A 12,644-nucleotide genomic window follows, 5' to 3' on the forward strand; every position below is an offset into this window, starting at 1 on the left:
ATTCCGGACTCATTCCGTCCGGTGGGGGTGCGGGACGGTGGTCTTCGGGGTGTGTGTACGTCCTCGGGCGCCGGAGCGGCTGATGTCCGCGGTGCGCGACCCGGGCGCCGGGCCGCCTCACGGCGGGCGGGTCGCGTATCCGTGCCGCGCGGCGGGGCGGCGTCCGTCCTCAGACGCCGGACCGGCCGAGTGGCCTCCGGACCTCACACCGAACCGGCCGGGAATCCGCACCGCACCACGGAGCAACGTCCGTCCTCAGACGCCGGACCGGCTCAGCACACCGCCGGACCGGCCGGTCCCCCGCGAGGGCGGGAGGAATCGCCGCACAAGCGGGAGGGCGCATCCACGAGAAGGCGCTCGCCGGGGCGCCGCCGCGCAGTGCACCGGGCCGCCGAGCCACTCCGGCCGGCTGATCCGCCGTGGCACTCCGGCCGGGCCGGGCCACCCGGGCAATCCGCGAGGCCGGGCCGGCGGCCGGCCGCCGGGCCGCCGAACCGCTGCGGCCGGAGCAGCGCGGCGCGGCGGCTCCCGGGCCGGCGCCGGTGCCGGCCCGGGCCCGGACACCCGCACAGGCGCAGCCCGCGGACACCCGCACCCGCACCCTCCGGCTCAAGCCTGCCTACGCGCGGGACCTCGCCTTGAAGGCCGCCTTGCGGGCCTCCTTCGCCGACTTGCGGTCCGGGTGGATGCGGCCGATGGCCTCCAGGACGTCCGCGGTCGCCGGGTGGCCCACCCGCCAGGCGGCGTCGAAGAATCCGGAGTGCTGTCCCGTCAGACCCTGCACCAGCGCGCGGAGTTCCTCCGACTCGCCCTCCGCGTCGAGCTGCGCGGCGATCGTGTCGATGGAGAGCCAGAAGATCATCGACTCCGGCGGCGCGGGCACATCCGCCGCCCCGCGCTCCGCCAGCCAGACCCGGGCGAGGCCGCCGAGCTCCAGATCGTCCAGGACCGCGCGCACCTCGTGCTCGGCGCGGGAGCCGACCAGGGACAGCGCCTGCTGGCAGCGGAGCCGCCGCAGCGGACCGCCCTCGTCGCCGCCGCGCGCCGCGGAGAGCAGCTCATGGGCGGCCGCCGCGGAGTCGCGGCGGCCGATCCACTGCTCGGTCTCGGCGCGGGCGGCGGCCTCCGGATAGTGGGCGATGCCGTCGAGCAGCACATCCGCGCCCTTGTCGGAGAGCTCGCCCACGGCGGGCGCCCGCACCCCGGCCTCCAGCATCCGGGCGCGGACACCGTGGAGGCCGAGCGGGGTGAGCTTGACCAGGCCGTAGCGGGAGACGTCCTCGTCGTCCCCGTACGGAGCGGGCTCACCGGGATCGTCGGCGTCGACCATCAGGGACTCGTCCACGGGCTGGTACTCGACCAGCCCGATCGGCTCCAGCAGCCGGAACTGGTCGTCCAGCCGCATCATGGCCACCGACACCTGCTCCAGGATGTCGTCGGTGGGCTCGCCCATGTCGTCGGGGACGATCATCGACGCGGCGAGTGCCGGGAGCGGTACCGGCTCGTCGCCGGCGCCGCCGTCGGTGACGGTCAGCAGATAGAGGTTCCCGAGGACGCCGTCGAGGAATTCGGACTCCGCCTCCGGGTCCCAGTCGAGGAGCCCGTAGTCGATCTCGCCGTCGGGGCCGATCGCGTCGGCGAGATCGTCCATCACGGGCGCGATGGCGTCGGTGTGCACCGCCTCCAGCGCGTCCTGCCAGATGGCGAGGATGTCCTGGGGGCCGCCCGAGGTGACCAGGTCGAGATGGGCGCCCGGCGCGGCGGTGCCGTGGCCGCCGCCGGCGCTCTCGCCGTCCGTCTCCGGGTCGGTGACCTCCACCAGGCCGGTGTCGACCGCGAGGCGCCATGCCTCACTGGCGTGGGCGGGCCCGTCGCCGTCGGTGTCCAGCCCCAGCTCCCGCGCGGCGGCGGGCAGTTGCTCGTCGATCAGCTCGCCGCCCGCACCCACCCGGGTCTCCGGCCCGGCCCAGCGGGCGAGCCGCACGGCCCGGGTCAGCAGGGGCGCGGCGAGCGCGGCCCGCGCCAGCTCCGCGTCCGAGTGCAGCTGTACCGGGGGGAGGGTGGGACCGTCGTGGGGCATCGCGCTGCGTCTCCTCGGGGCGTACGGGGTCCGGGCGTGGCCCCGGGGCGCCCTCCAGCGTAGACGTATTTCACCGGGTTTCGCCGAGCAGGGCCGGATCGCGGGGGCGCCCCGCGGCACGCTCCGGAGCTCGGCGGGTACGGTCCGGGCGTCCCCGGAGGGAGCGGTTCACCCGGCGGCCCGCCCCCGTACACCCGCGCACCCTTGACAAGTACACGCTCCAGACAAGAGATTGACGCGCGTAGAGCCTCACCGCCCCGGTGCGGGCACCCCGCGCACCGACCCTCACCACTCGATCCCGGAGATCTCGATGCCTTCCTCCGTCGTACCGAGAACGGCCGCCGTCGCGGCCCTCGTCGCCTCCGCACTCGCGGCCGGCCTGCTGACCGGCGCCGCCGCGTCGGCCGACCCGGCGGCCGGTGCCGCCACAGCCGCTTCCGCCGCCGGCGTACGGATCCATGACATCCAGGGCGGGACCCGGATCTCCCCGCTGGCCGGGCAGACGGTCGCCGAGGTGCCGGGGATCGTCACCGGGGTGCGGGCCTACGGCTCCTCGCGCGGTTTCTGGTTCCAGGACACGACCGGTGACGGGAACCCGGCCACCAGTGAGGGTGTCTTCGTCTTCACCGGCTCCGGTTCCACCCCGCCGGTGAAGGCCGGCGACGAGGTGCGGGTCTCGGGCACCGTGGCCGAGTTCGTCCCCGGCGGGGCGGCGAGCGGCAATCAGTCGCTGACGCAGCTCACCCGGCCCTCGGTCACCGTGGTCTCCTCGGGGAACGAGCTGCCGGCGCCGGCCGTGCTCTCGGAGCACTCGGTGCCGGAGGCGTACGCCCCGGCCGGCGACCCGGCGGCGGGCGGCAGCGTCAACGCGCTGCCGCTGCGGCCGGACGCGTACGCCCTGGACCACTACGAGTCGCTGGAGGGCAGCAATGTCCGCATCGGCACATCCAGGGTGGTCGGCGCGACCGATCCCTTCCACGAGCTGTGGGTGACGCTGAAGCCGCGTGAGAACCGCAGCGGGCGCGGGGGCACGGTGTACGGCTCGTACACCTCGCAGAACACCGGCCGGCTCCAGATCCAGTCGCTCACCCCGGCCGCCGAGCAGCCGTTCCCGAAGGCGGATGTCGGCGATGTGCTGACGGGTCCGACCGAGGGGCCGCTCGATTTCAACCAGTTCGGCGGCTACACGCTGACGGCTCGGACGCTGGGCACCCTGACCCGCGGTGAGCTGGAGCGCGAGCGGACCGAGCCGCAGCGCCGGAACGAGCTCGCGGTGGCCACGTACAACGTGGAGAACCTGGACCCCTCCGACCCGCAGGAGAAGTTCGACGCGCTGGGCCGGGCCGTGGTCGGGAACCTCGCCTCGCCGGACATCCTGGCCCTGGAGGAGATCCAGGACAACAGCGGTGCGCGGAACGACGGCACGGTGGCGGCGGACCGGACCGTGGAGAAGTTCATCGCGGCGATCACGGCGGCCGGCGGCCCGGCGTACCACTGGCGCGGCATCTCCCCGGAGAACAACAAGGACGGCGGCGAGCCGGGCGGCAACATCCGCCAGGTGTTCCTCTTCAACCCCGAGCGGGTGTCGTTCACCGACCGCGCGGGCGGTGACGCGACCACTCCGACCGGGGTCGTACGGGAGGATCGGCGGGCGGCGCTGACGCTCTCCCCGGGGCGGATCGACCCGGCCAACAGCGCCTGGGAGTCGAGCCGCAAGCCGCTGGCGGGGCAGTTCTCCTTCCGGGGGAAGCCGGTCATCGTGATCGCCAACCACTTCGGCTCGAAGGGCGGGGACGAGGCGCTGACCTCGCACCGCCAGCCGCCGAACCGTTCCTCCGAGGTGCGCCGGCTCCAGCAGGCGCAGTCGGTGAACGCCTTCGTCAAGCAGGTCCTCGAAGTCGACCGCCGGGCGGATGTGCTGGTGGTGGGCGATATCAACGACTTCGAGTTCTCGGCGACGACCAAGGCGCTCACGGACGGCGGAGCGCTGTACGCGGCGGTGAAGTCCCTGCCGCGCAAGGACCGCTACTCCTATGTTCACCAGGGCAACAGCCAGGTGCTGGACCAGATTCTGACCAGCCCGTCGATCGACCGCTTCAGTTACGACAGCGTCCACATCAACGCGGAGTTCGCGGAGCAGAACAGCGACCACGACCCGCAGGTGCTGCGCTTCCGGCCGTAGCGGGCGGGCGGTTCCCGGCGCGGCGCACCCGCCGCGCCGGGAACCCTACCAGAAAGGGCTCAGACCCCCGGGCGCAGGCTCAGTCCGGGGACACAGCGATGGACCCGGCGGACGCGCACCCCGGGGAGGGAGCGCAGCCGCTGCCACGCGCCGCCGGCCCCCTCCCCCGGGTCGTCCCGGGCGGCGCGATGGGCGTCGGCGGTCTCCCATTCGGCGTAGTGGAGAATCCGGGTGCCGTCGGTGCCGAGATGGAGCCAGCCGGAGATCTTCCCGGCCCCGGCCCCGGCCTCGTCCGGGGCGTCGCCCGCCGGGGCGGCGAGGACGCCGTCCACCCCCGCGCGCCGCCGCTCACCGCCGGAGCCGTCGAGCTCCGCCTCCACCACGACCACGGCGCCGGGGATCCTCGGGTCGCCGGCACCCCGGACGCCGTCCGGGTACAGCTCGTAGGAGTGGAGGTCGAGCCTGGCCACACCGGGGACGGCGGCATCGATCTCGGCGTTCCGCTCGTCCCGGTGGGTGCGGACGAAGTCCCTGTAGGCCTCCTCGCCCGTCCACTGGGAGTAGTGCAGCAGGGTCCGGCCGTCCTCACCGGCGTGGATGGTGTACGAGAGCAGGCCGGCATCGGGCCACTCCCGGCTCCGCCAGGCGCGGGCGATGGCCGCCAGCGCGGCCCGCTGGCGTTCGGGGGTGCCGACGTCCCAGGTCGAGACCTTGACGACACCCACGCCCGGGCGGCCGATGTCGGGGCGGGCATGCGGCGCGACCGCCGCGGGCACGGGCACGGTCGTGGACACGCTCATGGTGATCTCCTCTCAGCGCGGTGCGCCCGGCCGGCGCGCCGTGGATCACCAGCGTGAAACATCAAGCATGGTTGAGGTCAATGCGCGGATCCGGCCGCCGACTGTTCAGCATCGCTTGACGGTCACCGGAGAAGAACTAAGTGGACCTTCACCGTTCTTCCGGCGGAGACTGCCTCCATGACCACACCTCAGCCCTTCGGCAGGGCGCTCTGCGCCATGATCACCCCCTTCACCGCGGGGCCGGGTCCGGACGGCCGGCCGGACGAGACGGGTGCGGTGGACCTGGCGGCAGCCGCGGACCATGCCGGCCGGCTGATCTCCGAGGGCTGTGACGGCCTGATGCTGAACGGCACCACGGGCGAGTCCCCCACCACATCCGACGCGGAGAAGACCGCGCTGGTACGGGCGGTGCGCGAGGCGGTCGGCCCGGGGGTGCCGCTGGTGGCGGGCGTGGGCAGCGCCGACACCCGGCACACGGTCGAACTCGCCCGCGCGGCGGAACGGGCGGGCGCCGACGGCCTCCTGGTGGTCACCCCCTACTACAGCCGGCCGCCGCAGTCCGCCGTGGCGGCGCACTTCCGGCGGGTCGCGGACTCGGTCGGGATCCCGGTGATGCTGTACGACATCCCCGCCCGCACCGGCACCCGGATCGAGGTGGAGACCCTGCTGCGGCTGGCCGAGCATCCCCGGATCGTGGCGGTGAAGGACTGCGCCGGCGATCTGCTCGGCTCGTCGAAGGTGATCGCCCGCACCCCGCTGGCGTACTACTCGGGCTGCGAGGAACTGAATCTGCCGCTGTACGCGGTGGGCGGCGCGGGCTTCGTCAGTACGGTCGCCAATGTCATCCCGCGCGAGGTGCGGGCGGTACTGGACGCCTTCGACGCCGGGGACACGGCCCTGGCCGCCCGGCTGAACCGGCTGATACTGCCCCTGGCCGAGCTGATGATGGCGTCCGGCCTGCCGGGGACGGTCACCGCGAAGGCGCTGCTGCGGGCGGGGGGTGTCCGGGAACCGCTGCGGCCCGCCGGCCGGGAGGCCGGCGACGGGCTGCGCGGGGCCCACGAGGCGGTACGCGCGGGCCGGCCGGGATGGCCCGCACCGGGTGCGGCGGCGGATCCGTCCCTTCCGGCCGCGCCGTCCGGCGAGCCGGGCTGACGGCCTCCGCCGTACACGCCGGGCGGCACGCGGGTCCCCGGGCTCGGGGCCCGCACGCCGCGCCGATCCCGCGCCGGGACTCTAGTTGTGGCTGTGGAGCACGTCGTTCAGACCGCCCCACACCGCGTTGTTCGGCCGGGCCTCCACCGCGCCGCTCACCGAATTGCGGCGGAAGAGGATATTGCTCGCGCCCGAGAGCTCGCGCGCCTTCACCACCGCCCCGTCCGGCAGGGTGACCCGGGTGCCGGCGGTGACATAGAGCCCCGCCTCCACCACGCACTCGTCGCCGAGCGGGATGCCGACGCCCGCCTCGGCGCCGATCAGGCAGCGCTCGCCGATCGAGATGATGACATTGCCGCCGCCGGAGAGCGTGCCCATGGTGGACGCGCCGCCGCCGATGTCCGAGCCGTCGCCGACGACGACCCCGGCGGAGATGCGGCCCTCGACCATGGAGGTGCCCAGCGTGCCGGCGTTGAAGTTGACGAAGCCCTCGTGCATCACCGTGGTGCCCTCGGCGAGGTGCGCGCCGAGGCGGACCCGGTCGGCGTCGGCGATCCGGACACCCTTCGGCACGACGTAATCCGTCATCCGGGGGAACTTGTCGACACTGGTCACCTGGAGGTTCAGGCCCTCGGCGCGGGCGTTGAGCCGGACCGTCTCGATGGTGTCGACGGCGACCGGGCCGAGCGAGGTCCAGGCGACATTGGTGAGCAGGCCGAAGACACCGTCCAGGCTCTGGCCGTGCGGCTTGACCAGCCGGTGCGAGAGCAGGTGCAGCCGCAGATAGGCGTCGTGCGCGTCGATGGGCTTCTCGTCCAGCGAGGCGATGACCGTACGGACGGCGACGACCTCGACGCCCCGGCGGGCGTCCGGGCCGATCGCCCGGGCGGCTCCCGCGCCGAGGAGTTCGGCGGCCCGCTCGGCGGTGAGCCGCTCGGTGCCGGCGGGGCCGGCCTCGGCGACGAGCTCGGGGGCGGGGAACCAGGTGTCGAGAACGGAGCCGTCGGCGGCGAGGGTGGCGAGCCCGGCGGCGACGGCGCCGGTGGTGCGGGGAGCGGTGGTATCGGTCATGGGAAGAACCTAACGCGGGCCCCGGTCCGGGAGCGAACCGGTCTCACACCCCGGCCCCGGGGCCGGGGAAGCACCCGCGCCCCGGCCCGCGCCGGCCGGTGATCCGGCGAGGATCCGGGCCAGCATCTCCCGGGCGTACTCCTCGTCGTACTCGGTGCCGTTGAGCAGAACCTGGAGGCTGATGCCGTCCATCACGGCGACCAGGGCCCGTGCGGTGACCGGGTCGGTGTGCCGGGTCAGCATCTCCACCACGTCCCGGGTCCACTCGGCCACGACCGGCCGGAGCACGGGTCTGCGCAGGGCGGCGAGATACAGCTCGTACTCCAGCTCCGCGCCCGCCCGGCCGGCGGCCATCCAGTCGCCCATCAGCCGGGCCACTCCCGCCGCGAGATCGGCGCCCGGGGCGGTGAGCCCGGTGGCCTCCCGCACCGCCGAGACGAAGTTCGCGTTGGTCCGGCGCAGTGCGGCGGTCAGCAGCTCGTCGAGCGAGGCGAAGTGGTACGTGGTCGAGCCGAGCGGCACATCGGCCTCGGCGGCGACGGTGCGGTGGCTGAGCCCGCCGATGCCGTCGCGCCCGATGACCCGCAGCGCGGCGTCGATGATGCGCTCACGGCGCCCGGGGTCGTACCGGCGGGCCATCAGCGCACCCCGCCCGGCACCCTCGGCACCGTCCGCCGCCGGATCCGCACCGGCGTCCGCGCTCCCGCCGGCCCCGCGAGCCGCCGGCGCGCACCCGCCCGCCGGACCCGCCGCGCACCGCCCATCAGTGCGCACCGCCCATGTTCAGGACCACGACTCCGGCGATCACCAGCGCGATTCCCGCGATCTTGACCGGTCCGGCCGACTCGCCGAGGAAGATCATGCCGATCGCGGCGACCGCCGCCGTGCCGACGCCCGCCCAGATCGCGTAGGCGGTGCCGATGGAGAGGGTCTTCAGTGTCTGCGCCAGCAGGGAGAAGGCTATGAGGTAGCCGACGACCGTGACGAGCGACGGCCACAGCCGGGTGAAGCCCTCGCTGTACTTCATGGCCGTCGTCGCGGCCACCTCCGCCGCTATCGCCCCGGCCAGCAGTCCGTATCCCATGCGTACGAGCGTACACATCGCCGGGGTACGGGTGTACGCGGCCATCGGGCGACCGGAGGAGGGGCACCCTCCCCGGGGCGCAGGGGATAACGTGCCACTTCACACGCGAACAACTGAGCGACACCTTCGGGGGATTGATCCATGACATATACACCCATCCCGTCGGGCGGTCCGGCGGGCTGGTCACCGGTGCCGGAGCCGGGGGTGATACCCCTGCGCCCGCTCGGCCTCGGGGACATCCTCGGTGGCGCCTTCCGCACCATGGGCCGCTACTGGAAGCAGCTCTTCGGACCGGTCGTCGCCGTGTACATCGCGGCCGGGTTCCTGAGCGCGGCCGTGTTCGTCCCGGTGGTGCTCCCCAGGGGCGGCCACGACCCCGGCGGCGCCCTTCTGGCCTCGGCGACGGTCTTCGTGGTGGTGATCCTGCTGCTGGCCACCGCCATGGTGTACACCATCTGCCCGGTGATCCTCCAGGACGCCGTCCTGGGCAGGAAGTCCAGGATCGGCGACATCCGGCGCAGAAGCATGCGCCGGTTCCCGGCCATGGTCGGGACCCTGCTCCTGATGGTGCTGATCTTCGCGATCCCCGGCGGCCTGCTGCTCGCCCTCGCCCTCTCGGCGGACTCCGGCGGATCCGGTTTGCCGGGGGTCCTGCTCGTGACCCTGCTGACGGTGCCGGTCCTGGTGTTCCTCTGGGTACGGCTCAGCCTCGCCCCGACGATCACCGTCTTCGAGGGCCAGGGCCCGGTTGAGTCGCTGCGCCGCTCCTGGCGGCTGGTGAGGGACGCGTGGTGGCGGGTCTTCGGCATCTCGCTGCTGGTCTCCGTGATCGCCTGGGTCGCGAGCTACGCCGTCCAGGTGCCCTTCGCCCTCCTGGCCTTCATGCCGGTTCTGGTGATGGCCGGTGACCTGGGCCCGGATCCCGCCCTTCCGGAGATGCTGGCGGTGCTGGGCGTCGCGATCGCCGTCTATGTGGTGGGCCAGCTGCTCAGCCAGCTGATCCTCACGGTCCTCCCGGCGCTCACGGCCGGTCTGCTCTATGTCGACCGCCGCATCCGCGACGAGGACCTGGCACCGGCCCTCGTACAGGCCTCGGCGCCGCCCGCCTGGTCCCCGCCGGCCGGCCTTCCGCCTCTGGCCCCGCCACCCCGCGACACGGCGCCACCGGCACCGGAGGGGTAGACGGGCCGGGGCCGGTGCGGGGCCGGCCGTCCCGCCGGAAGGACGGCGCATCGGGGACACGGCCCGGGGTGACCCGGAACCAGGACAGCGAAAACGGCCATGCCGCCGGTCTCCCGGCGGCATGGCCGTCTCGCACTTCCGATCCCGGGTCACCCCGGCGGGCCGGTTCCGATGTCCCGGACCCGAACGCGCGGGGCGTCCCGCGCACCCCGGCCGAAGACGTCTCAGACGTTGAAGCCCAGCGCGCGCAGCTGCTCGCGCCCGTCGTCCGTGATCTTGTCCGGGCCCCACGGCGGCATCCAGACCCAGTTGATCTTCAGCTCATTGACGATGCCGTCGACCGCCGACTTCGCCTGGTCCTCGATCACATCGGTCAGCGGGCAGGCCGCCGACGTCAGGGTCATGTCCAGCGTCGCGATATTGGCGTCGTCGATGTGGATGCCGTAGATCAGCCCGAGGTTGACCACGTCGATCCCCAGCTCGGGGTCGACCACGTCGTACAGCGCCTCGCGGACCTCGTCCTCCGTGGCGGGCTTCAGCCCCGCCGCAGCCGCTTCTTCCGTCATGCCGTTTTCCTCTCGGGGCTCTCGCCCAGTGCCTGGGCGGTCGCGTCCTTCCACGCCATCCAGCTCAGCAGCGCGCACTTCACCCGGGCCGGGTACTTGGAGACACCGGCGAACGCGATCGCGTCCTCCAGCACCTCCTCCATCGCCTCGTCCGGTTCGATCCTGCCCTTGGACTGCATCAGCTCCAGGAAGGTCTCCTGGATCTTCTGCGCCTCGGCCAGCTCCTTGCCGACCAGCAGCTCATTGAGAACCGATGCGCTGGCCTGGCTGATCGAACAGCCCTGGCCCTCGTACGACACATCGGCGACCCGCTCGCCGTCATATCTGACACGCAGGGTGATCTCGTCGCCACACGTCGGATTGACGTGGTGCACCTCGGCATCGCCGTCCCGCAGACCGCGCCCGTGCGGGTGCTTGTAATGGTCGAGGATGACTTCCTGGTACATCGAATCAAGCTTCACAAGGGCTCCGCTCTACCCGAAGAAGTTACGGACGTGCTCCAGCCCGTCGACCAGTGCGTCGACCTCTCCGGGCGTGGAGTACAGATAGAACGACGCTCGGGTGGTCGCGGGAATTCCGTAGCGCAGGCAGACCGGCCGCGCGCAGTGGTGTCCCACGCGGACCGCGATGCCCTGCTCGTCGAGCACCTGACCCACATCGTGGGGGTGGATGTCGCCGAGCGTGAAGGAGATCGCCGCACCCCGGTCCTCGGCCGAGACCGGGCCGATGATCCGCAGGTCCGGGACCTCCAGCAGGCGCTTCACCGCGTACTCGGTGATCGCGTGCTCATGCGCCTCGATCTTCTCCATACCGATGGAGTTGAGGTAGTCCACGGCCGCGCCGAGCCCGATCGCCTGGGCGATCGGGGGCGTACCGGCCTCGAACTTGTGCGGCGCGGGAGCGTAGGTGGAGGAGTGCATCGAGACGGTTTCGATCATCTCGCCGCCGCCGAGGAACGGCGGAAGGTCCTCCAGCAGCTCCTGCCGGCCCCAGAGCACCCCGATGCCGGTCGGACCGCACATCTTGTGGCCGGTGAAGGCCACGAAGTCCGCCTGGAGCGCCTGGACGTCCATCGGGGCGTGCGGGGCCGCCTGCGAGGCGTCGATCAGCACCAGCGCGCCGACCTCCTGCGCGCGGCGGACGATCGCCTCGACCGGGTTGACCGTGCCCAGGATGTTGGAGACCAGCACAAAGGAGACGATCTTCGTCTTCTCGGTGATGACCTCCTCGATGTTGGAGAGGTCGAGCCGGCCGTCGTCGGTGAGACCGAACCACTTCAGCTTCGCGCCGGTGCGCTGCGCGAGCAGCTGCCACGGAACAATGTTGGAGTGGTGCTCCATCTCGGTGATGACGATCTCGGTGTCACGGTCCACCCGATAGGGCTCATCGGCCCAGCCGAGCATGTTCGCCACCAGGTTCAGCGACTCCGAGGCGTTCTTGGTGAAGATCACCTCATCGCGGCTGGGGGCGTTGATGAAGGCCGCGACCTTGTCACGGGCGCCCTCGTAGAGGGCCGTCGCCTCCTCCGCGAGGACATGCACGCCGCGATGGACATTGGCGTGGTGCCGCTCGTAGTAGCCGCTGAGCGCGTCGATCACCTGGCGCGGCTTCTGGGAGGTGGCCGCGCTGTCCAGATAGACGAGCTTCTTGTCGCCGTGGACGACCCGGTCCAGGATCGGGAAGTCCTTGCGGATCGCCTCGGTGTCGAGGAGACCCGGCAGCAGGCCGGGGAGGCCGGTGAGCCCCTGTCGGGCACCAGTCACGAGTGAGCGCCACCCTTCACGTAGGACTCGTAGCCCTCCGCCTCCAGCTTGTCCGCGAGCTCGGGGCCACCGGACTCGGCGATCCGGCCGGCCGCGAAGACATGGACGTGGTCGGGCTTGATGTACCGGAGAATGCGCGTGTAGTGCGTGATCAGCAGGGTGCCGACCTCACCGGACTCGCGGACCCGGTTGACGCCCTCGGAGACGATGCGAAGCGCGTCCACGTCGAGGCCGGAGTCGGTCTCGTCCAGGATCGCGACCTTCGGCTTGAGCAGTTCGAGCTGAAGGATCTCGTGACGCTTCTTCTCACCGCCGGAGAAGCCCTCGTTCACATTGCGCTCGGCGAAGGCCGGGTCCATGTTGAGGCGCTCCATGGTCTCCCGGACCTCCTTCACCCAGGTGCGCAGCTTGGGCGCCTCGCCGCGGATCGCGGTGGCGGAGGTGCGCAGGAAGTTGGAGACGGAGACACCCGGGATCTCGACCGGGTACTGCATGGCGAGGAAGAGACCGGCACGGGCGCGCTCGTCCACGCTCATCTCCAGGACGTCCTCGCCGTCCAGGGTCACCGAACCGCTGGTGATCGTGTACTTGGGGTGACCCGCGAGCGAGTACGCCAGGGTGGACTTGCCGGAGCCGTTGGGGCCCATGATGGCGTGGGTCTCGCCCTGCTTCACGGTCAGGTCGACGCCCTTGAGGATCTCCCGGGAACCGTTCTCGGCTTCGACGGAGACGTGCAGGTCGCGGATTTCAAGCGTAGCCAT

At 72.2% G+C, this 12,644-nt stretch carries 12 protein-coding genes; 3 read left to right on the forward strand and 9 right to left on the reverse strand.

The genetic code is table 11. The features are described 5' to 3' along the window. Positions 1-619: 619 nt before the first annotated feature. Entirely contained in the window at positions 620-2,080 is a 1,461-nt protein-coding gene (locus AAFN69_RS24870) for a hypothetical protein (protein ID WP_347730954.1), read from the reverse strand. Between the two features lie 310 nt (positions 2,081-2,390). Here AAFN69_RS24870 and AAFN69_RS24875 point away from each other — a divergent pair, with 310 nt between their 5' ends. Further along, the gene (locus AAFN69_RS24875; RefSeq protein ID WP_347730955.1) at positions 2,391-4,262 is read left to right on the forward strand and encodes an endonuclease/exonuclease/phosphatase family protein; all 1,872 of its coding nucleotides are present in this window, start codon (positions 2,391-2,393) and stop codon (positions 4,260-4,262) included. A gap of 59 nt (positions 4,263-4,321) precedes the next feature. Here AAFN69_RS24875 and AAFN69_RS24880 read toward each other — a convergent pair whose 3' ends face one another. Continuing rightward, a complete protein-coding gene (locus AAFN69_RS24880) occupies positions 4,322-5,062 on the reverse strand; it encodes an antibiotic biosynthesis monooxygenase (RefSeq protein ID WP_347730956.1) in 741 nt (246 codons plus the stop codon). A gap of 177 nt (positions 5,063-5,239) precedes the next feature. Here AAFN69_RS24880 and dapA point away from each other — a divergent pair, with 177 nt between their 5' ends. Next, positions 5,240-6,217: a 4-hydroxy-tetrahydrodipicolinate synthase gene (gene dapA / locus AAFN69_RS24885; RefSeq protein ID WP_347730957.1), complete on the forward strand. Its 978-nt coding sequence runs from the start codon at positions 5,240-5,242 to the stop codon at positions 6,215-6,217. An 81-nt stretch (positions 6,218-6,298) separates the two neighbouring features. On the opposite strand, the gene dapD is transcribed toward dapA, so the two are convergent. The 3 genes from dapD to AAFN69_RS24900 form a co-directional block, all read right to left on the reverse strand. Then, positions 6,299-7,288, reverse strand: a complete 990-nt coding sequence (gene dapD, locus AAFN69_RS24890) for a 2,3,4,5-tetrahydropyridine-2,6-dicarboxylate N-succinyltransferase (RefSeq protein ID WP_347730958.1) — start codon at positions 7,286-7,288, stop codon at positions 6,299-6,301. A 9-nt stretch (positions 7,289-7,297) separates the two neighbouring features. Continuing rightward, positions 7,298-7,927 (reverse strand): TetR family transcriptional regulator, encoded by a 630-nt coding sequence (locus tag AAFN69_RS24895; protein ID WP_347730959.1) that lies wholly within the window; start codon positions 7,925-7,927, stop codon positions 7,298-7,300. A gap of 124 nt (positions 7,928-8,051) precedes the next feature. Then, positions 8,052-8,372, reverse strand: coding sequence for a multidrug efflux SMR transporter (locus tag AAFN69_RS24900; RefSeq protein ID WP_347730960.1), 321 nt, complete (start codon positions 8,370-8,372; stop codon positions 8,052-8,054). Between the two features lie 141 nt (positions 8,373-8,513). On the opposite strand from AAFN69_RS24900, the gene AAFN69_RS24905 reads away from it, so the two are divergent. Next, complete coding sequence (locus AAFN69_RS24905) at positions 8,514-9,554, forward strand: hypothetical protein (protein WP_347730961.1); 1,041 nt, start codon at positions 8,514-8,516, stop codon at positions 9,552-9,554. Between the two features lie 224 nt (positions 9,555-9,778). Here AAFN69_RS24905 and AAFN69_RS24910 read toward each other — a convergent pair whose 3' ends face one another. From AAFN69_RS24910 to sufC, 4 genes are read right to left on the reverse strand one after another with little or no spacing between them, the layout of a single operon-like run. Then, complete coding sequence (locus AAFN69_RS24910) at positions 9,779-10,120, reverse strand: metal-sulfur cluster assembly factor (protein ID WP_347730962.1); 342 nt, start codon at positions 10,118-10,120, stop codon at positions 9,779-9,781. Next, the gene (gene sufU, locus AAFN69_RS24915) at positions 10,117-10,581 is read right to left on the reverse strand and encodes a Fe-S cluster assembly sulfur transfer protein SufU (protein WP_347730963.1); all 465 of its coding nucleotides are present in this window, start codon (positions 10,579-10,581) and stop codon (positions 10,117-10,119) included. Before sufU ends, AAFN69_RS24910 begins: the two co-directional genes overlap by 4 nt. Positions 10,582-10,593: 12 nt before the next feature. After that, on the reverse strand, positions 10,594-11,883 hold the full coding sequence (locus tag AAFN69_RS24920; protein ID WP_347730965.1) for a cysteine desulfurase: 1,290 nt from the start codon (positions 11,881-11,883) through the stop codon (positions 10,594-10,596). Continuing rightward, the gene (gene sufC, locus AAFN69_RS24925) at positions 11,880-12,644 is read right to left on the reverse strand and encodes a Fe-S cluster assembly ATPase SufC (protein ID WP_347730966.1); all 765 of its coding nucleotides are present in this window, start codon (positions 12,642-12,644) and stop codon (positions 11,880-11,882) included. The genes AAFN69_RS24920 and sufC overlap by 4 nt, the downstream gene beginning before the upstream one ends.

Source organism: Streptomyces sp. CAU 1734, assembly GCF_039888735.1.
Lineage (GTDB): Bacteria > Actinomycetota > Actinomycetes > Streptomycetales > Streptomycetaceae > Streptomyces.